20 protein-coding genes are annotated in these 20,063 nt (G+C 65.3%); 8 read left to right on the top strand and 12 right to left on the bottom strand.

Annotation, left to right across the window (positions count from 1 at the left end):
* Nucleotides 1–150 precede the first annotated feature (150 nt).
* Complete coding sequence (locus QA649_RS23635) at nt 151–1,059, top strand: DUF2147 domain-containing protein (protein WP_283019297.1); 909 nt, start codon at nt 151–153, stop codon at nt 1,057–1,059.
* Between the two features lie 178 nt (nt 1,060–1,237).
* Nucleotides 1,238–1,594, top strand: coding sequence for a hypothetical protein (locus QA649_RS23630; protein WP_283019296.1), 357 nt, complete (start codon nt 1,238–1,240; stop codon nt 1,592–1,594).
* A 144-nt stretch (nt 1,595–1,738) separates the two neighbouring features.
* Here the strand turns inward: QA649_RS23630 and QA649_RS23625 are convergent, their stop codons facing one another.
* Both QA649_RS23625 and QA649_RS23620 read right to left on the bottom strand, forming a co-directional pair.
* Nucleotides 1,739–2,143, bottom strand: coding sequence for a cupin domain-containing protein (locus QA649_RS23625; protein ID WP_027573427.1), 405 nt, complete (start codon nt 2,141–2,143; stop codon nt 1,739–1,741).
* Between the two features lie 17 nt (nt 2,144–2,160).
* Nucleotides 2,161–2,859 (bottom strand): ribonuclease activity regulator RraA, encoded by a 699-nt coding sequence (locus tag QA649_RS23620; protein WP_247557931.1) that lies wholly within the window; start codon nt 2,857–2,859, stop codon nt 2,161–2,163.
* Nucleotides 2,860–3,118: 259 nt separating this feature from the next.
* Between QA649_RS23620 and pxpB the strand changes: the two genes are divergently transcribed.
* From pxpB to QA649_RS23605, 3 genes are read left to right on the top strand one after another with little or no spacing between them, the layout of a single operon-like run.
* Nucleotides 3,119–3,850 (top strand): 5-oxoprolinase subunit PxpB, encoded by a 732-nt coding sequence (gene pxpB / locus QA649_RS23615; RefSeq protein WP_283019295.1) that lies wholly within the window; start codon nt 3,119–3,121, stop codon nt 3,848–3,850.
* Complete coding sequence (locus tag QA649_RS23610; protein WP_283019294.1) at nt 3,847–4,884, top strand: biotin-dependent carboxyltransferase family protein; 1,038 nt, start codon at nt 3,847–3,849, stop codon at nt 4,882–4,884. Before pxpB ends, QA649_RS23610 begins: the two co-directional genes overlap by 4 nt.
* 30 nt (nt 4,885–4,914) lie before the next feature.
* Nucleotides 4,915–5,685, top strand: a complete 771-nt coding sequence (locus QA649_RS23605) for a 5-oxoprolinase subunit PxpA (RefSeq protein ID WP_283019293.1) — start codon at nt 4,915–4,917, stop codon at nt 5,683–5,685.
* Between the two features lie 152 nt (nt 5,686–5,837).
* On the opposite strand, the gene QA649_RS23600 is transcribed toward QA649_RS23605, so the two are convergent.
* The 6 genes from QA649_RS23600 to QA649_RS23575 all read right to left on the bottom strand — a co-directional run bounded on the left by QA649_RS23600 (nt 5,838) and on the right by QA649_RS23575 (nt 12,631).
* On the bottom strand, nt 5,838–5,990 hold the full coding sequence (locus QA649_RS23600) for a hypothetical protein (RefSeq protein WP_035666020.1): 153 nt from the start codon (nt 5,988–5,990) through the stop codon (nt 5,838–5,840).
* A 369-nt stretch (nt 5,991–6,359) separates the two neighbouring features.
* On the bottom strand, nt 6,360–7,967 hold the full coding sequence (locus QA649_RS23595; protein ID WP_283019292.1) for a sulfite reductase subunit alpha: 1,608 nt from the start codon (nt 7,965–7,967) through the stop codon (nt 6,360–6,362).
* Entirely contained in the window at nt 7,964–9,745 is a 1,782-nt protein-coding gene (locus QA649_RS23590; RefSeq protein ID WP_283019291.1) for a NirA family protein, read from the bottom strand. The genes QA649_RS23595 and QA649_RS23590 overlap by 4 nt, the downstream gene beginning before the upstream one ends.
* 338 nt (nt 9,746–10,083) lie before the next feature.
* On the bottom strand, nt 10,084–11,247 hold the full coding sequence (locus tag QA649_RS23585; protein WP_283019290.1) for a CmpA/NrtA family ABC transporter substrate-binding protein: 1,164 nt from the start codon (nt 11,245–11,247) through the stop codon (nt 10,084–10,086).
* The gene (locus tag QA649_RS23580) at nt 11,244–11,834 is read right to left on the bottom strand and encodes an ANTAR domain-containing protein (RefSeq protein ID WP_008564898.1); all 591 of its coding nucleotides are present in this window, start codon (nt 11,832–11,834) and stop codon (nt 11,244–11,246) included. Before QA649_RS23580 ends, QA649_RS23585 begins: the two co-directional genes overlap by 4 nt.
* A 233-nt stretch (nt 11,835–12,067) precedes the next feature.
* A complete protein-coding gene (locus QA649_RS23575; RefSeq protein ID WP_283019289.1) occupies nt 12,068–12,631 on the bottom strand; it encodes a hypothetical protein in 564 nt (187 codons plus the stop codon).
* A 191-nt stretch (nt 12,632–12,822) separates the two neighbouring features.
* Here QA649_RS23575 and rimO point away from each other — a divergent pair, with 191 nt between their 5' ends.
* Nucleotides 12,823–14,142 carry a 30S ribosomal protein S12 methylthiotransferase RimO gene (gene rimO / locus QA649_RS23570; RefSeq protein ID WP_283019288.1) on the top strand — a complete coding sequence of 440 codons (1,320 nt, stop codon included), beginning with the start codon at nt 12,823–12,825 and terminating at the stop codon, nt 14,140–14,142.
* A gap of 129 nt (nt 14,143–14,271) precedes the next feature.
* Here the strand turns inward: rimO and QA649_RS23565 are convergent, their stop codons facing one another.
* The 3 genes from QA649_RS23565 to QA649_RS23555 all read right to left on the bottom strand — a co-directional run bounded on the left by QA649_RS23565 (nt 14,272) and on the right by QA649_RS23555 (nt 16,160).
* Nucleotides 14,272–14,691 (bottom strand): carboxymuconolactone decarboxylase family protein, encoded by a 420-nt coding sequence (locus QA649_RS23565; RefSeq protein WP_283026078.1) that lies wholly within the window; start codon nt 14,689–14,691, stop codon nt 14,272–14,274.
* A complete protein-coding gene (locus tag QA649_RS23560) occupies nt 14,624–15,055 on the bottom strand; it encodes a MerR family transcriptional regulator (RefSeq protein ID WP_212336369.1) in 432 nt (143 codons plus the stop codon). The genes QA649_RS23565 and QA649_RS23560 overlap by 68 nt, the downstream gene beginning before the upstream one ends.
* A gap of 157 nt (nt 15,056–15,212) precedes the next feature.
* Nucleotides 15,213–16,160 carry a hypothetical protein gene (locus tag QA649_RS23555; protein ID WP_283019287.1) on the bottom strand — a complete coding sequence of 316 codons (948 nt, stop codon included), beginning with the start codon at nt 16,158–16,160 and terminating at the stop codon, nt 15,213–15,215.
* 124 nt (nt 16,161–16,284) lie between these two features.
* Here QA649_RS23555 and QA649_RS23550 point away from each other — a divergent pair, with 124 nt between their 5' ends.
* Nucleotides 16,285–17,433 carry a tetratricopeptide repeat protein gene (locus QA649_RS23550; RefSeq protein ID WP_283019286.1) on the top strand — a complete coding sequence of 383 codons (1,149 nt, stop codon included), beginning with the start codon at nt 16,285–16,287 and terminating at the stop codon, nt 17,431–17,433.
* Nucleotides 17,434–17,715: 282 nt separating this feature from the next.
* On the top strand, nt 17,716–18,912 hold the full coding sequence (locus tag QA649_RS23545) for an acetylornithine transaminase (RefSeq protein ID WP_283019285.1): 1,197 nt from the start codon (nt 17,716–17,718) through the stop codon (nt 18,910–18,912).
* A gap of 106 nt (nt 18,913–19,018) precedes the next feature.
* Here QA649_RS23545 and QA649_RS23540 read toward each other — a convergent pair whose 3' ends face one another.
* Nucleotides 19,019–19,993 carry a quinone oxidoreductase gene (locus QA649_RS23540; protein WP_283019284.1) on the bottom strand — a complete coding sequence of 325 codons (975 nt, stop codon included), beginning with the start codon at nt 19,991–19,993 and terminating at the stop codon, nt 19,019–19,021.
* Between the last annotated feature and the right edge of the window lie 70 nt (nt 19,994–20,063).

Raw genomic sequence — 20,063 nt, 5'->3', positions numbered from 1 at the left:
CGCCCCGCCCCATTCCGGGGCGGAGTTCCGCACCATTGAACCAAGATCGGTGAGAGGACGACTCATAGCTTGAAAGTGATCTAGATCACGCTACGCGACGGGGCCGGAGCGTAAGCGTCGACGCGGGGACCACCTGCTCAGGAGACGGACATGAAGAAGCTGTTGGCCGCGGCCGCATTCCTTTTGGCGAGCACCGCTGCGCAAGCGCAGTACACCTTCGAATATGGCGGGCGCACCATCCGCATCGATCCGGACCGCGGCACGGTGCAGATTCCCGGCGTGTACGACAACACCGGGCAAGGCAAGGCCAAGAAGGCGAAGAAGAACGAGACGAGCCCGGGCCAGCAGGCGCCTCAGGAGGCCAAGACCGATCCGCAGTCGCCGGCCGCACCGGCGCCTCCACCTGCGGCCGCAGCAGCGCCTCCCGCAGCTACCCAGGCTCCCGCGCCCGTCGTGGCCGCACCGCCTCCCGCGCCAGCTGCTCCGCCGCCGGCGACGGCCACTGCTGCGCCGGCCGCTACGGCTGTCGCGCCTCCTCCCGCACCGCCTCCGGCTCCGGCTCCCGTGGAGCAGCAGGCAGCTCCCGCGGCACCACCGCCGGCTGCTGTGGCTGTTGCGCCTCCCGCGCCCCCGGCGCCACCGCCAGCCCCGGCCGCGGCTGCGGCACCTCCGGCGCCGCCACCGCCACCTGCGGCCGCGCCGGTCCAGTCCGCCGCCGTCGCTCCCCCGGCTCCGGCAGCCGCGGCCACGCGCGATCTCAATTCGCCGCTCGGCATCTGGCTCACCGAGGAGAAGGAAGGCAAGGTCCGCATCGAGCAGTGCGGCACCAATCTCTGCGGCTATTCGGTCGACAGCAAGTCGAACCAGAATGGCGAGCAGGTTCTGATCAACATGAAGCCCGGCAAGGACCAGAAATGGTCAGGCCGCATTCTCGATCCCAACTCCGGCTCGACCTACGATTCGACGATCGCGATGAAAGGCACCGACCGGCTGCGCGTGCAGGGCTGCGCCTTCGGCGGCATGTTCTGCGGCGGCCAGACCTGGACGCGAGTGAACTGAGTTCGGCTTCGACGCTCTGACCATCACGAGGGGCCCGTGATCCGGGCCCCTTTGCTTTATCCGCGCTGTCAGGATGTGCCCCACGTCACAGAGCCTGCCGCCGGCGTGACGCCTCTCACATCGCCGGTTCCGCGCACCGTGCCACGTTCCTCTGCATGGTCAACCACAGAGGCGTGCCATGAACGGCATTCGCAAAGGACTCTTCGCTGCCCTCGTCGCCATCATCTTCCCGCTGACGCAGGCCGGTGCTGCGACAAGCACTTTCGACGGCACATGGAATGTCCGCATCTCGTCATCGAGCGAGACCTGCGGCAACGGCGCAACCGTCGCGATCGGCATCAACAACGGTCAGATCGCATCAAGCAGCGCCACGGTGAACGCCTCCGGTCGCGTGGCGGATGCCGGCAACATCAACGTCACCTTGAGTACCGGCATCAAGCGCGCGGTCGGCTTCGGTCACCTCAGCGGCACCTCGGGCTCCGGCACCTGGCGCGGTGCCATGTGCACGGGCACGTGGACCGCGGAGAGGATGTGATGCTGCCGTGCCCCGGACGCGGCGCGGCATGAAATGACGCGATGCTGAGCCGGGACCCAGGCGGTGGTAATCGCTCGGAAGATTCTGGGCCCCGGATCGGCGACGCATCGCTAAAGGCGATGCGTCTTGTCCGGGGCACACGCATCAGCCAACCGCGGCGCCGTACTCCGCGTCAGTCACCGGCTCCAGCCAGGTCGAATAGACTCCGTCGAGCGCTTCCTGCATGGCGATGTGGCACATGCCGTTGGTCGGCGAAGCGCCGTGCCAGTGCAATTCACCCGGCGGAATCCACACGGTGTCGCCAGGACGGATCTCGCGGATCGGTCCGCCCTTGGACTGGACGCGGCCGACGCCAGAGATGACGTAGAGCGTCTGCCCGAGCGGATGGTGATGCCAGTTGGTGCGCGCACCGGGCTCGAACGCGACGCGCGAGCAGTTCAGCCGTGCCGGCGCGGGCGCCATGATGACGGGGTCCTGCCACACGGTGCCGGTGAAGTTTTCCTTGGGCGCGCGGCGGGTCGGCCGCGTGCCTGCGACGGTGATCTCCATGGGGGTCCTCGCTTCCGTTACTTCTTGCTGGCGGCGTAGCGCGCCTTGGTCTCGGCGTTCATGGGATAGAGGCCCGGCAGCACCGCGCCGTTGTTCACCTCGTTGACGATCCAGGCTTCCATGCGCTCCTGCTCGACGCCCTCATGGAGCACGTGGTCGAGCATCGCCTGCGGGATCAGCACGCAGCCGTCCTGGTCGGCGACCACGATGTCGTTCGGGAAAACGGCAACGCCGCCGCAGCCGATCGGCTCGCCCCAGCCGACGAAGGTCAGGCCCGCGACCGACGGCGGCGCGGCGTAGCCGTCGCACCACACCGGCAGGTTGGTGCCGAGCACACCCTCGACGTCACGCACCACGCCGTCGGTGACGAGCGCAGTGACGCCGCGCTTCATCATGCGGGCGCAGAGGATATCGCCGAAGATGCCGGCGTCGGTGATGCCCATGGCATCGACCACGGCGATGCAGCCCTCCGGCATCGCCTCGATCGCGGTGCGGGTCGAGATCGGCGACGACCAGGATTCCGGCGTCGCCAGATCCTCGCGCGCCGGCACGAAGCGCAGCGTGAAGGCAGGTCCCACCAGGCGCGGCAGGCCCGGGCGCAGCGGACGCGCGCCGCGCATCCACACGTTGCGCAGGCCCTTTTTCAGCAGGACCGTGGTGATGGTGGCAGTGGTGATGCCGGCGAGGGTCTTGCGGGCTTCGGGGGACAGCGACATGGACGAGAACGAGCTCCGGATAGGCGGGAAAACAACGCGCGCATCTTGCGAGCGGAGCGGTTTCCGTCAAGGGCCAAAAGACCCCCAAGAATGCAGGGCCGCAAGGCCGTTATGCGACGCGATAACAAGGGTTTATCGTTTGCCCCTGCATTAATTTATTGGACTTGCGGGCGCATTTACGCGAAGCAGGGACGCGCGGAACTCAACGCTGAGCCCGCGTTTCCTGAGAAGCCCGATTTCGACAGCTCTTCGACAGCTCATGGCCGCGACGCTTCCCCCGCCCCGCCTCCTGCCCAGTGGCGACAGTGCCGTCACGGTCGAGTTCAGCCGCACCATCGATGACGACGCCAACCAGCGCGTACTGGCGCTCGACAAGGCGCTCGCTGCGAGCCCCATCGACGGCATCACCGAGACCGTGCCGACCTATCGCTCGCTGCTGGTGCATTACGACCCCGGCAGGATCGACTTCGACGCGCTCGGCGAAAAGATCCTCCCGATCGCGACCCGGCCGCTGCCGCCGGCCACCAAGGCACGCCGCTGGCGCATTCCCGTGGCCTATGGCGGCGAGCACGGCATCGACCTCGAGGACGTCGCCAAGGCGCTGAACACGACGCCCGATGACATCATCGCCCGGCACGCGGGCGGTGACTACAAGGTCGCCATGATCGGCTTCACGCCGGGCTGGTCCTATCTCAGCGGCCTCGACAAATCCCTGCACATGTCGCGGCGGCAGTCGCCGCGGCTGCTGACGCCGGCCGGCACGATCTCGATCGGCGGCATCCAGGCCGGCATCCAGTGCCTGGCCGCCCCGAGCGGCTGGCACCTCCTCGGCCGCACGCCCGTCAGAACCTATCAGCTCCACCGCAATCCGACCTTCCTCACCGAACCCGGTGACCGCGTGACGTTTTTCGCCATCGACCACAAGACGTTCGAGGACATGGACCGCGCCGCCGAGGCCGGCGAGATCGTCGCCGAGCAGGTGACAGCATGAGCCGGCTCGTCGTCGCCAGCATCGGCCCTGCGAGCTCCGTCCAGGACGGGGGCCGCCACGGGGCGCAGCGCTACGGCCTGACGGTCAGCGGCGCGATGGACCGGCTGTCGCTGGCGGCGGCGAACACGCTGGTCGGCAATGAGCCGCTCGCGGCGACCGTCGAGATCGGCCCGTTCGGCGCGACCTTCACAGCCCGTGATGGCGTCGTGCGCGTCGCCATTGCCGGCGCACCGCGCAACGCCGACGTCGCCGGGCGGCCGGTCGCGATGGACACATCGGTGACGCTGAAGGACGGCGAGACCCTGACGCTCGGCTTTGCCCGCGGCGGCGCATTCACTTATCTGGCGATCGAAGGCGGCATCAAAGGCGAGCTCGTGTTCGGCAGCCTCGCGGTGAACGCCCGCGCCGGTCTCGGCAGCCCCTACCCGCGCCCGCTCCAGGCCGGCGACGAATTCACTGTCGATGCTGCAAGCGGCGCGCCGGAGCTGCGGATCGAACTGCCGAAGCCTGCGACAGGTCCGATCCGCGTGCTGCTGGGGCCGCAGGACGACGAGTTCGACGACGCCAACAAGGCGCTGTTCTTAGGTAGCGAGTGGAAGATATCGGCGACGTCGGACCGCATGGGCTACCGGCTCGAAGGTCCCGCGATCAAGCACCTTCACGGCCACAACATCGTCTCCGACGGCACCGTCAACGGCAGCATCCAGGTGCCCGGCAACGGCTCGCCGATCGCGCTGATGATGGACCGCGGCACCTCCGGCGGCTATCCCAAGATCGCAACCGTGATCACGGCCGATGTCGGCCGCCTCGCGCAGACCTCGGCGGGAACCGCGTTCCGCTTCAAGCAGGTCAGCATGGCGGAGGCGCAAGACGAGGCCCGCAAGTTCGCGCAACTGATCCGCAGCCTGCCCGACCGGCTGCGCTCCTCCGACACCGTCGAGCTCAACATCGAGGCCCTCAGCGATGCTAACGTTGCCGGCTACGCGGTGAGCGCGGTCGACGCCGGAACCTGGCAGGTGACGGCGGAACCGTAAGCGGCACAAGACCAGAGGCGGAGAGCACCCATGAAGACGATCGACCTCAATTGCGACCTCGGCGAAGGGTTTGGCGCGTGGGAGATGGGCAACGACGCCGCGATGATCGAGCTGGCGAGCTCGGTCAACGTCGCCTGCGGCTTCCACGCCGGCGATCCCGACATCATGCGCCGGACGGTCGAACTGGCGAAAGCGCGCGGCGTCTCGGTCGGCGCGCATCCCGGATACCGCGACCTGCACGGCTTCGGCCGGCATCCGATCGCAGGCCTGAAAGCGTCCGAGATCGAGAACCTCGTCGCCTACCAGATCGGCGCGCTGCAGGCGATCGCGACCGCGGCCGGCCACAAGGTCACGCATGTGAAGGCGCACGGCGCGCTCTCCAACGTCGCCTGCGAGGACGACATGACGGCGAAGGCTATCGCCGCCGGCATCAGGGCCGTCGATCCCAGCCTGATCTTCGTCGTGCTCGCCAATTCGAAGCTGGTGAAGGCCGGCGAAGCGGCCAATCTGCCGATGGTGCACGAGGTGTTCGCCGACCGCGCCTATGAGGACGACGGCAACCTCGTCTCGCGCAAGAAGCCCGGCGCGGTGCTGCATGATGCCAAGATGATCGCCGACCGCGTGGTGCGCATGGTGCAGGACGGCGCGGTGGTGTCGGTCACCGGCAAGGTCATCAAGATGCGCACGGATACGGTCTGCATTCACGGCGACACGCACGGAGCGGTCGAGATCGCGCGCACTTTGCGTCAGGCGCTGAAGGGAGCCGGGATCGAGGTGGCGCCGTTCAAGCGCGGGGCGTGAGGCACATCAGGTGCCGTAGGGTGGGCAAAGCGACTTGTCCGCCGTAGCTCGAAGAGCGAAGGCGGAAGCGTGCCCACCACGTCGATCTTAGACGTTGAGAGATGGTGGGCACGGCGCGCGAAGAGCGCGCCTTTGCCCACCCTACGAGAGCTTCAAAATGGGTGCACCGACAGCGTGCCGAACACGATCGCCGCGATCACGGCGAACGCGCTGTAGAGCGCCAGATGATGGGCGCTCGCCCCGGTCCGACGCGAGAGCGAGCGCGCGTAGAAATGCAGTCTGGCTTCCGCCGATAGTTCGCGCATGGTCGATCTCCAACGCCCCATTTGCGGGAGTATGAATGATCAACCCTGGCGGGAGGCAAGACGGTGGCGGAAATAGCGATGAGAGTTCTCTGAAAGGGCCTCGTGGCAGGCGCAAATTCTTTCCAGGCGCGGGTTCCGAGAATCTTATTCGTTAAGATTCAAACGAGCTGGAACCGGAACGATGACGGCTGGAAGACAGCTCTCGTAGGGTGGGCAAAGGCGCGCCTTTCGCGCGCCGTGCCCACGAGATCGACGTGGTGGGCACGCTTCCGCCTTCGCTCTTCGAGCTACGGCGGACAAGTCGCTTTGCCCACCCTACGGCACCGAGCAAAGAGGCAACCGCTTTGCTGACCCTGGCCCCGCTGAAGCCTAGTAGACGTCAGCCTGGAAGCGGCCGGTCTTCTTGAGCTCGGCGACGAAACTGACGGCCTCATCGGTCGAACGCGCGCCGAACTGGGCGACGATGTCGACCAGCGCGCGCTCGACGTCCTTGGCCATGCGCTTGGCATCGCCGCAGATGTAGAGATGGGCGCCCTCGGCAAGCCAGGTCCACAATTCGCGGCCGACCTCGCGCATGCGGTCCTGCACATAAAACTTCTTCTCGCCGTCGCGTGACCAGGCCAGCGACAACCGGGTCAACTGGCCCGAGGTCTTCATCGCATTGAGCTCTTCCTGGTAGAAGAAATCGCAATCGCTGCGCTGATGGCCGAAGAACAGCCAGTTCTTGCCGGCCGCGCCGGTCGCCTTGCGATCGAGCAGGAAGGCGCGGAACGGCGCGATGCCGGTGCCGGGGCCGATCATGATGATGGGCGTCTTCGGATCCTGCGGCAGACCGAAATTGTGCGCCTTCTGCACGTAGACCTTGAGCTTCTCGCCATCGGCGATGCGCTCGCCGAGGAAGGTCGAGGCGACGCCGACGCGCTTGCGCTTGCCGATCACGTAGCGCACGGAATCGACCGTCAGCGACAGTTTTCCCGGCGTCGCATTGTGCGAGGACGAGATCGAATAGAGCCGCGGCTGCAGCGGCTCCAGCGCCTCGACGAAGGCTTCCGGATGCGGACGCGTGCCGGAAAACTTCTGCAGCGCGGCCATCACGTCAAGGGTCGCGGCATCGCCATCGGGATCCTCGCCCTGCGCCAGCGCCCGCGCCTTCTCGCGCTGCGCGCCGCCGGTGATGAAGGAGATCAGCTCGAACAGCGAATCCGGCGCCGGCGACAGCGAGACGTCGTCGATCAGCACCTCGCGCAGCGTCTTGCCGTTGACCTTGGTGGTGTGGGAGGCACCGAGCAGCGCGATGATCTGGTCGACGAGGCCCACGTCGTTGCGCGCGAACACGCCGAAGGAGTCACCCACCACGTAGTCGAGCTTGCTCGCGGAGAGATCGAACTCGACGTGATAGGTCTCCTTCTCCGACTTGCCCTTGTTGAGGAGACGGCGCGACAGGAAGGTCGCTTCGGTCGGATTGTCGCGCGAACGGCCCGGCTCGGCGATGGTCACGGTCACGGCGGGCGCGGCCACCGCGTCCGTCTTCTCAGGCGCTTTCGCCGCGGGCGCCTTGTCGAGCTCCTCGTAGAGCGACTTCAGCATCCGCGCGGTTTCCTTGCCGCCGGGAACGCACAGATTGAGCCGCGCCTCGCTGCGGCCCGCGATCGCCTCCGAATAATCGTGGCAATTGTAGCCGCACTGGCCGCAATCCTGCTGCGCCATCGCCGCCATCATCTTGCGGCGCAGGGGACGGCCCTCGGCGAGCTTCATCCGGTCGGCGATCGGCATGGTCTGGTCGTGCCATGGCGCTTCGCCGTCGTCGCCGTCGCCGTCCTGCATGACGGCGGCGCCCTGCTCCGCCGACAAGGGCGTTGCGACGTCAGGCGACAAAAGCCCGGCAAAGAAGCCGTTCAGCCAGGACCGCTGCGCGTCGGAGAACGGCGCGCTGGCGGGAATGATGTCGAGCTTCGGCGGAGGGGTGATCTGGTTCATGCGGACACCTGTGCATCGGCAAGCTTGCGCAGCGTTTCGCCGTCGTGGCGGCGCGCAAAGGAGAGGAAGGTTTCATCGGGCGATGAGCGATGGGCGAGATAGGCCTTGAGCAGCGCCTCGACCGTTTTCGGCGCATCCTCGGCCTTGAGGTCGTGATAGACCTCCTGCCCGACATCGGCCTCGGGACCGAACCCGCCGCCGGTGAAGAGGTGATAGCCCTCGACCGTGTCCTCCTCGTTCACGGGCACGCGCGCGCCGATCAAGCCGATGTCGCTGATGTAGTGCTGCGCGCAGGAATGGTGGCAGCCGGTCAGATGGATGTTGACCGGCTTGTCCATGGCGACGCGCGGCTCGCACCAATCGCCGATCTCGGCGGCATTGCGCTTGGTGTTGGAGGCCGCGAAACGGCAGCCGGCATTGCCGGTGCAGGCGATCAGGCCGGCGCGAATGTGCGAGGCCTCGACCGCGAGCCCGATCTGCTTGATCGCGGCAATCGCGAGCTCGACGTTTTCGTCGCGCAGGCCCGAGATCAACAGGTTCTGCCAGACCGTCAGGCGGATCTCGCCGTCGCCGAGGTCACGCGAAACCTTGGCAAGGCCGCGCATCTGATCGCAGCTGAGCTTGCCGAGCGTCAGTGACACGCCGATCCAGTTGAGACCGTCCTGCTTCTGCTTGTGCACACCGATATGGGCCATGCGATCCGCGGCGGGCCGCGGGAGAAACGCCTCTTCCGGCACGCGCGTGAACGGCGTCTTCAGCCGTTCCTCGACCAGCTTGAGGAAGCCGTCATGGCCCATCGCATCGAGCACGTATTTCAGCCGCGCCTTGTTGCGGTTGGTGCGATCACCGTGCTCGATGAAGACGCGCACGATGGCGTCGGCGACAGCGGTCGCCTGCTCCGGCTTGACGATGATGCCGGAATATTTCGCAAAATCCTTGTGGCCGGTGATGCCGCCGAGACCGAGCCGGAACCAGACGCCGGGCTCGACCCCGAAACCGTCCTTCACTTCATACGCCGTGAAGGCGATGTCGTTGGTCTCTTCCAGCACCGCAATCTTGCCGGCGCCGTCGAAGGCGACGTTGAACTTGCGCGGCAGGCCGTAGAGCGAGCGGTCGTTGAGGATGTGGTAGTGCCACTCGCGCGCATAGGGCCGCGTGTCGATGATTTCCTGCGGATCGATGCCGGCGGTCGGCGTACCCGTGACGTTGCGGATGTTGTCGGCGCCGGAGCCGCGCGAGCACAGGCCGAGATCCTGGATGCCCTCGATCATTCTGATCGCGTGCTTCGGCGGGATCTCGCGCAGCTGGAGATTGGCGCGGGTCGTGACATGGCTATAGGGACCGCAGAGCTCGTCGGCGAGATCGGCAAGGCCCGACAGCTGCCAGTGCTTCATGATGCCGTTCGGGATGCGCAGGCGGCACATGTAGGAGTCCTGCGTCGGCGCGACGTAGAAGATGCCGTAATAGCGCCAGCGGAAATTGTCCGCCGGGATCGGCGGGGTGTTGTCGAGCGCCTGCTGGCGAAGGCGCGGATAGGCATCGAAGGGATGCTCGTCGCGCTTGAACTTCTCCTGGTCGGCGAGCTTCTTGCCTGCCGCGATGACCTTGTCCTGCGCCTTGAGGTGCACGGCATCAGGGCCGGTCGGCTCGGCGTTCGCCTTGCCGCCACCGCCACCAAGGCCGCGACCGACGCGGCTGATCTGCAGGCCGGTCGTGAAGCCTTCGAGATAGCGTTTCTGCTCGTCGGTAAAGTCGACTGAGACCGTATCGATTTTCATGGTCGGTAACGAAGCTCCTGCGGCCACCTCGGTGGTATCGACGGACAATTGCGCGACCCGCGGGGAACTCGGCTGGCGGCTTGAGCCAGCTTCGCAACCCGACGGTCCAATCAGCTTCGTTGCTGTGGGACTTGGCTCAGCAGGCACCAATGACAAGCTGGCCGCAGTGCAACATACAAGTTGCGTGCCAGCTTTCTTGAAAGAGAAACTGTCGATATTTCAATGTGATACGGGCGACCCCGGAAAATGCCGGTCCTGGAACTCACACGAAATTCGAGCACTCGGCCTAAAATTTAGCCGCCGCCACCCGATGCTCAAAAACGATGCAGAGGAACGAATCAGGCCTTCCAGCGGCCGACCTCGAAGGCCTCGAGGTGGCCCCGGATGTTGTCGGGATCGAAGGCGGGTCCGGCGAACGCGCCGAAGGCCGCGGGCGCCTCAGCGGGCGCCTGGCGGCCAACGGCGGCGTCGTAGAGATCCGGCCTGAACACGGCCATGGCCGTCTTGACGCCGTCAGGCGTCAGTGCCGTCTGCCCCCAGCGCACCATCTGGGCGTAGAGCCAGGCGGCCTGGACCGGCTCGGGGCGCCCTGCCCCTTCGCGTCCGACCAGCAGGTAGCGGCCGCTTTCGCGGAATGTGCCGTCCGGCGAGATCTTCAGGCGTCCCGTGAGGGTGCGCTGGATGACCTCCGCATCGACACCGATCCGCTCCGGCTGCGCCAGGATCTGCGCCGCCTCAGCGAGGTTCGCCGGCTGCTCGATGAACTCGGCGCCCTTCACGGCCGCACGCACCAGGGCTGCGACCACATCCGGATTCTTGTCGGCCCAGACCTGACGGACCGCAAGCACCTTCTCGGCGGCGCGCACGAGGATGTCGGAGACGAAATGCAGGATATGACCGATGCCGAGATCGACCGCGACCGAGTTCCAGGGCGCACCGACACAGAAGGCATCGACGTGACCACTCTTGAGGCTCTCGACCATATAGGGCGGCGGCAGCACGACGAGGCGCACGTCCTCGTCCGGATCGACGCCGGCCGCCGCCATCCAGAACCGCAGCTGGTAATTGTGGGTCGAGAACGGGAAGGTCATGCCGAAGGTCAGCGGATCGGCACCTAGCTTGCGCCGCGTGGCGACCACCTTCGCCAGCGCCTTCGCGGTGACAAGCGGATCGAAGCGGTCGCCGTCGATCTCCTCCATCAGCGCCGCATGCAGCGTCGGCGACACCGTGATCGCATTGCCGTTGATGCCGAGATTGAAGGGCGCGGCGATCGGTACCTTGACATGACCGAGCCCGAGCGAGGACGCGATCGCGACGGGCGCGAGCAGATGCGCGGCATCGAACAGGCCGATATTGAGCTTGTCGCGCACGTTGGACCAGGACACCTCGCGCACCAGCTCGACATCGAGCCCTTCAGCGGCGGCAAAACCCTTGTCGACGGCGACGATCAGGGCTGCAGCATCGACCAGCGGGATGAACCCGATGCGGAGCGGTCCAGTCATTTCAGCATCTCCGATGCGGTGATGATCGACTGGGCGATCTCGCCGATTTTCTTCTTCTCGCGCATCGCAGTCGAGCGCAGCAGCACATAGGCCTCGTCCTCGGTGAGGCCCTTCACCTTCATCAGGATGCCCTTGGCGCGCTCGATGATCTTGCGGTCCTCGAGCTGCGACTTGGTGCGCTCGAGCTCCTCTTGGAGTTTCGCGAAGGCGTTGAAACGGGACACGCAGAGGTCGAGGATCGGCTTGATGCGCTCCTTCTTCAGCCCGTCGACGATGTAGGCCGACACCCCCGCCTCGACCGAGGCCTGAATCGAGGCTGAATCGCTCTGGTCGACGAACATCGCGATCGGCCGCTTCACGGCGCGGCTGACCTGGAACATCGCCTCCAGCACGTCGCGGCTGGGGTTTTCCAGATCGATCAGGATGATGTCGGGATCCACCGCATAGATGCGGGCGAGCAGGCTCTGCATCTCGCGGATATGGACGACCTGGGTGAATCCGGCCTCCCGCAACCCCTCCTCCAGGATCGCAGCCCGGATCGGGCTCTCGTCGACAATCACGATTTTGGGCGACTGTTCGGCGCTCATGGCTCACTCACGGCAGGTGATTCATCCATAGCACGCCGGAGGGCGATGCAAAGGGTTGTAATTATGGGCAATTGGGACTAGCTCAGGCCGGTCAATCAGGCAGATCAGATATGGATCAGACGGCTGCGCCCAAGGTCAGCTTCGTGTCGCTCGGGTGACCCTGAGACAACGAATGTAAACTTTCAAAGCCGCCCACTCCCGCACGACCGCGGCTGCCATCTCGGCTTACGCTCTTACGGACTCTTCGCACCAGCTATCATCCTGTCGAGAAGTGGCACGGCGGCCAGCACCGCCCTCTCGTTCTTGCCGGAGACCGCCAGGCGCACGACGTAGGAATTGCCGTCTTTGTCGACATCAACGTAATGCGCGATCACTTCGAACGGCTGATCCTTCAGGGACGGATTGTCGTACCGGTTGATGATGACACCGGGGCTGGCCGAGGGAAGCGAGGTGATCTTGGCATTCTTGCCGGACGTCGCCGCCCAATCCTGATCGCTGGTTGCGACCCATTGAACCAGTTCGGTCCGATCCTTGTTGTAGCGGCCGTCGGCATAGATGATCACTTCGGCTTTGCCGAAACTCTTCCCGTTAGGCACGAACATGGAGGCGCCGTATTTGAGGCTTGCGGCCTCGTCTCTCGTCCACCCGTCGGGCGCCTTCACGCGCGGCCTGAATTCCGGGCAGAGGCCTTTTTGCCCGTCGCAAACACGTAATATCTTGTCGACTTCAGCCCGCGCTGGAAACATCGCGCTCCAGGAAATGACAGCGAAAACCATGCTGAAGATGAAGCGGCGCATCGCAGTTTAGCTCCGTGGAAATACGCAAGAACAGAACAACAACGAAAACGTGCACGCTGGAGCAATCCATCTCGGCTCCTCCGCTCACACGATCGGAACCGGCCCATAGGTTAGTTATTGAATTTCGCCATCGGTTCAATTACTTGGATCGCTAAATCCGGACAATTCAGATCTAGGCTCCAGGCGATACGATGGACAGAGCGCCCCGCATTTCATTCACGTCACTCGGGTGTCCCAAGGCATTGGTGGATTCCGAGCGCATCATCACGCGCCTGCGCGCGGAGGGCTACGAGCTCGCCCGCAGGCATGATGGCGCCGACATCGTCATCGTCAATACCTGCGGCTTTCTCGACAGCGCCAAGCAGGAGTCGCTGTCGGCGATCGGCGACGCCATGGCCGAGAACGGCAAGGTGATCGTGACAGGCTGCATGGGCGCGGAACCCGAGCAGATCGAGCAGGCCTATCCGGGCGTGCTCTCCATCACCGGCCCGCAGCAATATGAGAGCGTGCTCGACGCCGTGCACCGCGCGCTGCCGCCGGCGCACAATCCGCATCTCGACCTGGTGCCGCCGCAGGGCATCAAGCTGACGCCGCGCCACTACGCCTATTTGAAGATCTCCGAGGGCTGCAACAACCGCTGCACCTTCTGCATCATCCCCAAGCTTCGCGGCGACCTGGTCTCGCGTCCGGCCGATGACGTGCTGCGCGAGGCCGAGCGCCTCGTCGGCGCCGGCGTCAAGGAGCTGCTGGTGATCTCGCAGGACACCTCGGCTTACGGCGTCGACCTCAAATACGCCGAGAGCCCGTGGAAGGACCGTCAGGTCCGCGCCAAATTCCTCGACCTCGCGCGCGAGCTCGGCGAACTCGGCGCCTGGGTCCGCCTGCAATATGTCTACCCCTACCCGCATGTCGACGAGGTCATCGCGCTGATGAATGAGGGCAAGGTGCTGCCCTATCTCGACATCCCGTTCCAGCACGCGAGCCCCGAGGTGCTGAAGGCGATGAAGCGTCCGGCGGCGCAGGACAAGACGCTGGCGCGCATCAAGCGCTGGCGCGAAGAGTGCCCCGATCTCGCTTTGCGCTCCACCTTCATCGTCGGCTTCCCCGGCGAGACCGATGCCGATTTCGCCTATCTGCTCGACTGGCTGGACGAAGCCGAGATCGACCGCGTCGGCTGCTTCAAGTACGAGCCGGTCGCCGGCGCGACGTCGAACGCGATTGAGAACCCGGTGCCGGAAGAGGTCAAGCAGGAGCGCTACAACGCGCTGATGGCCCGCCAGCAGAAGATCTCCGCGCGCCGGCTGAAGCGCAAGGTCGGCACGCGCCAGCAGATCATCATCGACGAGGTCGGGCCGACCGTCGCCAAGGGCCGCTCCAAGGCCGATGCGCCGGAGATCGACGGCGCGGTTTACCTGTCGAGCCGCCGCCCCCTGCGTGTCGGCGAGATCGTCACCGCAAAGATCGAGCGCGCCGACCAGTACGACCTGCACGGCAGCGTCGCGGGGTTCTGAGGTTCACGACGCCGCCCGCCACCACGCCAGCCCCGTTGTTGATTGCAAGGAGTGCATCGGGGCCGTCTGCTACGATGCCTAAGCCGGGCCGATTGAAGCTCTCGCCAAGCTCTTGCGTCTTGCCATCCATCATGTCGCTTCTTCCGGCGCCTGCCGTCCGTCATGCGCGGAAAACACCTCCTTGGCTGCGAACAGCCCGTTCACCGCCGCCGGGAAGCCCGCATAGACGGCCATCTGCATGATGATCTCCACGATCTCGTCGCGAGACAGCCCGACGTTCAGACCCGCCTCGATATGCACTTTGAGCTGAGGCGCAGCATTTCCGAGCGCCGTCAGCGCGGCGATCGTCGCAATCTCTCGATCGCGCAGGCCGAGGTCCGGGCGGCTGTAAATGTCGCCGAAAGGAAACTCGATCACGTATCGCGCGAAATCCGGAGCGATGTCGGCGAGTGAGGCGACGACCTTTTCGCCAGCTCTGCCGTCAATGCGTGACAGGGCCCGCTGGCCGCGATCGAAGCGGCTTTCGGCTTGTGTTTGGGCGTGCGTCATTTTCCTTCGTCCTCTGTTCGTCGCCCGCATAGCCGGCGATCTTGGTATCAAGGACGAGCAGGCATTCCTGAAGTTCGGCAATCTGCGTGCGAACCTGTTCCCGGTGGATTTCCAGCATCTGCCGCCGGGCTGGCCCGGTGGCTTCGCCTTCATCACGAAGCGCCGCATAACGCAACATGTCCCGGATCGGCATTCCCGTGGTCTTGAGCCGACCGATGAATGTGATCCATGTGAGGATCGATGCGTCAAAGTCACGCTGGCCGGAACGATCCCGGTCTGCGTATGGCAGCAGCCCGATGCGCTCGTAATAACGCAACGTGTGAGTCGACAAGCCGGTTCGTTTTGCGAGGTCGCCGATCTTCATGGGTGCCTGTTCTCGTACTGACGCACGTACAGATACCCCTTCGAGCGCGCTCTAAGTCAAGGGGGATCGAAGGTGCCGTTCCCGCGAGGTCAAGTCGGCACGACAGCAGAAGATTTCGGCGCGCCGGGCGGGCGGCAGCATCACGGGATTCCGAGCTTCAGGATGCCGCCAGCCATTTCGGCACCCAGCGCTCCGGGCGTGGGGCGCGGGCGAGATCGGCTTTCGCCTCAGACAGCTTCGCCGGTTCGCCGTCGATGGTCGGGCGCAAATCGTATTCGAAGCTCGGCATGATGCGGCCATCGGCATAGAGCCCGAAATTCATCACGTACCACAGGCCGAGCTCGGGCTGCGCGCGGCGCATCCCCTCGCGCAGATCGCGCAGCAGGGATTCGATCGAGCCTGCTTCTTCGAACGGCTGCGGTCCCCGCGTCAGCACGCGCGCCTGATATTGGCTACCTACGATCGCGATCTCGAAACGCGTCTTGTCCCAGGGATTCTTGCCCTTGGGCAGATGGGCGGCAAGCCGCCAGCCAAGCTCGGCCATCAGCCGGTGGTTGGCCCAATAGTCCTCGCGATCCCGGCTCCATTTTTCCACGAAGCCGCGGAAGTCGGGCAGCTCAGAGGCGCCGTCGTCCGGAGCAGCCGGCTCGCCGGCCGGCCGTCCGGCGAGCCATCGCGCGAGCTCGACCGTCTGGCACTCGACCTCCTCATGCGGTTTGAGATCGCTCCAGGCCCTGTCGAAGGCTTGCGACGTCAGTTTGGCGAGCAGCCCATCGAGGCTCGGTGCGAGCAGCTCGTAATCGCCCTCCGACCCCAGTCCGACGATCGGCGGGTTGTCGCGATCGAGACCGGCGCCATACCAGCCGCCGACAGCCGAGCCGTCGGGCAAGCGCATGAAAAGCGAGAACCTGTCGCGCAATGGACTGCCATCGACGATCGGTGCGGAATCGGAGAACTGGCCCTGCAGGGAGAAGCAGCCGACGCTGCCCCAGGGGCGCCCCTTGAGCCAGGTGGCAAAGTCGACCAGCAGCGTCGGCGCTTCGATTCCCGGCGGGAACGCGCCGCGAATGCTGTCGAGGTCAATCGGGTAAGTGGTATCGGACAAGGCTGAAAACTGTCTGGTTGGTCCCGTCTCCCTTGGTCTGAACCGAGTCACGTTCGGTTCGAACCAATTGGCGTCCGTTGATCACAAACGCGCTAGAGGCTCAATGGTTTCTATGCGGTGATCGATGAAATACAATCACAAGGTTGGTATCCGGAGCGGGCTGTACGCGATTGGCACAGCGTTGATCCTGCTCGCGCTTCCCGCCGCTGCCCAGTCCCCGTCACCCACCCAGGCGCGGCAATGGTGCTTTGCCACCGACAAGATCAGCGACGAGCAGCGCCTCGCCGGCTGCTCGGCGGTGCTGAGAGCCAACCCATCCCATGCGCGCGCGCTTGCCAACCGCGGCGAAATCTTCCGGCGCAAGGGGGACAGGGAGCGCGCCCTGGCCGACCTCAACCGCGCCATCGATCTCGATCCCAAGGACGCCATCACCTGGTATAATCGCGGCATTGTCTATGACGAACTCGGCGATCGCGACCATGCCATCGCGGACTATACGAGCGCGATCCGGCTCGAGCCCGGTGATCCCCTCTATTACAACAACCGCGGCAATTCCTACATCGGCAAGGACGACTACGAGCGCGCGATGGCCGATTACAGCCAGGCGATCAAGCTCGATCCGAAATTCGCGCTCGCCTATTACAACCGCGGCACCGCCTATCGCGAGCGTACCGACGCCGATCGCGCGCTGGACGACTTCGACATGTCGATCAAGCTCGATCCCGATTACGGGCCGGCCTACGGCAATCGCGCGCGGATCTATCGCGACAAGGGCGACCGGGCGCGGGCGCTGGCCGATTTCGGCAAGTCGATCGCACTCAATCCGAACAACGACACCGATCTCAGCGGCCGCGCGGACATGTATTTCGACCAGCACGATTATGCGCTGGCGCTGGAGGATTACGATCGCGCGATCAAGGCCAATCCGCGCTATGCCGGCGTGTTCAATTCGCGCTGCATGACGCGCGCGATCCTCGGGCGCTTCCAGGAGGCGCTGGCCGATTGCGAGCAGTCGCTGCGGATGCAGCCCAACGACCCCGATACGCTCGACAGCCGCGCCTTCACTTATCTCAAGCTCGGCAATCTCGACGCGGCGATTGCCGACTATGACGCAGCGCTGGGCACCAGGCCGAAGTTCGACAGCTCACTTTACGGCCGCGGGCTTGCGAAGCGGAAGAAGGGCGACAACGAGGGCGCCGAGCGCGACATCGCAGCGGCGAAAGCGATCAACGCCGGCATCGCCGAAGTGTTCGCCCGATACGGCGTAGAGTGAAGAACTCGTCATCGCCGATGCACGGCCGGCAGGAATCTTGCAAAACGCCCCGCTTGACAAGTCCTGGCATTCGGCTGTACGGACGCGCCCCATGATCAACTCTCGGACCCACCGCCGCGCAGCTTTCCGTCGTCGCACCCGCGACGATGATGGGTTGCGCCATGTCCGACGACGCCGCTGAAGCACTCAAATTCAGCATAGTTTTCGAGAAGGCCGCACCCGCAAAGTGCGGCCTTCTTGCTTTTTGCGCCCCGATTCCACCCGCCTCCAGAGGAGTTCGACATGACCACCGCCACCCATCCGTATGACGCGCTGATGGACATCACCGCACGGCCCAAGGCCGTGTTCGTCCGCGGCGCCGGCTCCTACCTCTGGGACGACGGCCGCAAGCGCTATCTCGATTTCGTGCAGGGCTGGGCCGTCAACTGCCTCGGTCACTCCCCGCCGGCGATCGCGGACGCGCTCGCAGCTCAAGCCAAGCGGCTGCTGACGCCGAGTCCGGCGTTCTACAACGAGCCGAGCCTGAAGCTGGCGCAGGCGCTGGTCGAGAACAGCGCGTTCGACCAGGTGTTCTTCGCCAATTCGGGGGCGGAAGCCAATGAGGGCGCGATCAAGCTCGCGCGCAAATACGGCAGCCTGCACAAAGGCGGCGCGTTCGAGATCATCAGCTTCGAGGGCGGCTTCCACGGAAGGACACTGGCGACGATGTCGGCCTCGGGCAAGAAGGCGTTCGAGCCGCTGTTCGAGCCGAAAGTATCAGGCTTCAAGAAGGCGAAGCTGAACGACATCGCCTCGGTCGAACAGCTGATCAACGCCAACACGGTGGCTGTGATGCTCGAGCCGATCCAGGGTGAATCCGGCGTGTGGCCGGCGACCGATGCCTTCCTGAGGGAGCTGCGCGCGCTGACCGAGGCGCACGGCCTGCTGCTCATTTTCGACGAGATCCAGACCGGCATGGGCCGGACCGGAAAGCTCTTCCACTATGAGCACGCCGGGATTTCGCCCGACATCATGACGCTCGGCAAGGGCATCGGCGGCGGCGTGCCGCTCGCAGCCCTGCTTGCGACCGAAAGCGCCTCCTGCTTCGAGCACGGCGACCAGGGCGGCACGTTCAACGGCAACCCGATCATGTGCGCCGCGGGCCTTGCGGTGCTGGAGGAGGTCAAAAGGCCCGACTTCCTGAAGTCGGTCGCCGAGACCGGCCTCTTGCTCGAAAGCGAGTTGCAGAAGGTCTCGGCCCGGCACGGCCTCGGCGGCGTCCGCGGACGCGGCCTGCTGCTGGCGCTCGACCTCAAGCTGCCGATCGCGCCTGGCATCGTCGCCCAGGCGTTCGAGGCCGGCGTGCTGCTCAACGCGCCGCAGGTCGACACCCTGCGCTTCATGCCGGCGCTCAACGTCACCAAGGGAGAGATCGCCGAGATGGTCGATTGTCTCGACGGGATCTTGACGAAAGCTGGGGCCGCGCGGCGCGTCGCGTAGGGTGGGCAAAGCGAAGCGTGCCCACCATTTCTCACCGCAATGAAGAATGGTGGGCACGGCGCTCCGCGCCTTTGCCCACACTACGAAACCGTCGATGCCGAAAGAGCTACGGCTTCAAGATCGACGCGCCGGTCGTCTTGCGGCTTTCGAGGTCGACATGCGCCTTCGCGGCGTCCTTCAGCGCGTAGGCATGGTTGATCGGCACGTGCAGCTTGCCGTTGATGACGGCGGCGAACAGCGTGTCGGCGCCTTCCAGCAGCTCCTTGCGGGTGCCGATATAGTCGTTGAGCTTCGGCCGCGTCGCGAACAGCGAGCCGTGATTGTTGAGCTCGGAGATCGAGAACGGCGGCACGGGGCCTGAGGCATTGCCGAAGGAGACGAACATGCCGCGCGGCTTCAGGCAGGACAGCGAGCCCGGGAAGGTCGCCTTGCCGACGCCGTCATAGACGACGTCGCAGCCCTCGTTGCGGCTGATCTGCTTCACGCGGGCGACGAAGTCCTCCTCGTTGTAGAGGATGACGTGGTCGCAGCCATTGGCTTCCGCGAGCTCGGCCTTCTCGCGCGAGCCGACCGTGCCGATGACATGGGCGCCGAGCGCGCTCGCCCACTGGCAGGCGAGCAGGCCGACACCGCCGGCGGCGGCGTGGATCAGCACGCGGTGGTGCGGCTCGACCTTGAAGGTCTTGTGCAGGAGATACCAGACCGTCAGCCCCTTCAGCATCAGCACGGCGCCCTGCTCGTGGGTGATGTGGTCGGGCAGCTTGACCAGCTTCTCCCAGGGGAGGTTGCGCTCGCCGGTATAGGCACCCAGGTTGTGGTAATAGGCGACGCGGTCGCCGGGATGGAAATGCGTGACGCCCGGCCCGACCGCAACCACCTCGCCCGAGGCCTCGTTGCCGGCGATGAAGGGCAGCCCCGGCGCCTTGTAGAGGCCGGTGCGGTAGTAGACGTCGATGAAGTTGAGGCCCACCGCGTGCTGGCGGATGCGCACCTCGCCGGGGCCGGGCGCCGGTACGTCGACGCTCTCATAGACCAGGGCTTCGGGGCCCCCGACCTTGTGCACCCGGACGGCTTTGGTCATCGTCTGACCTCCTCTTCTCCAAGGCTGAGCGAAAGGCATCGCGCCCGCCTTGTCAACTCAACGCCCACGG

This window comes from Bradyrhizobium sp. CB1717 (genome assembly GCF_029714325.1).
Classification (GTDB): Bacteria; Pseudomonadota; Alphaproteobacteria; order Rhizobiales; family Xanthobacteraceae; genus Bradyrhizobium.
The sequence above is the reverse complement of the archived record's forward strand: the minus strand, read 5'-3'. Positions and strand labels throughout refer to the sequence as shown.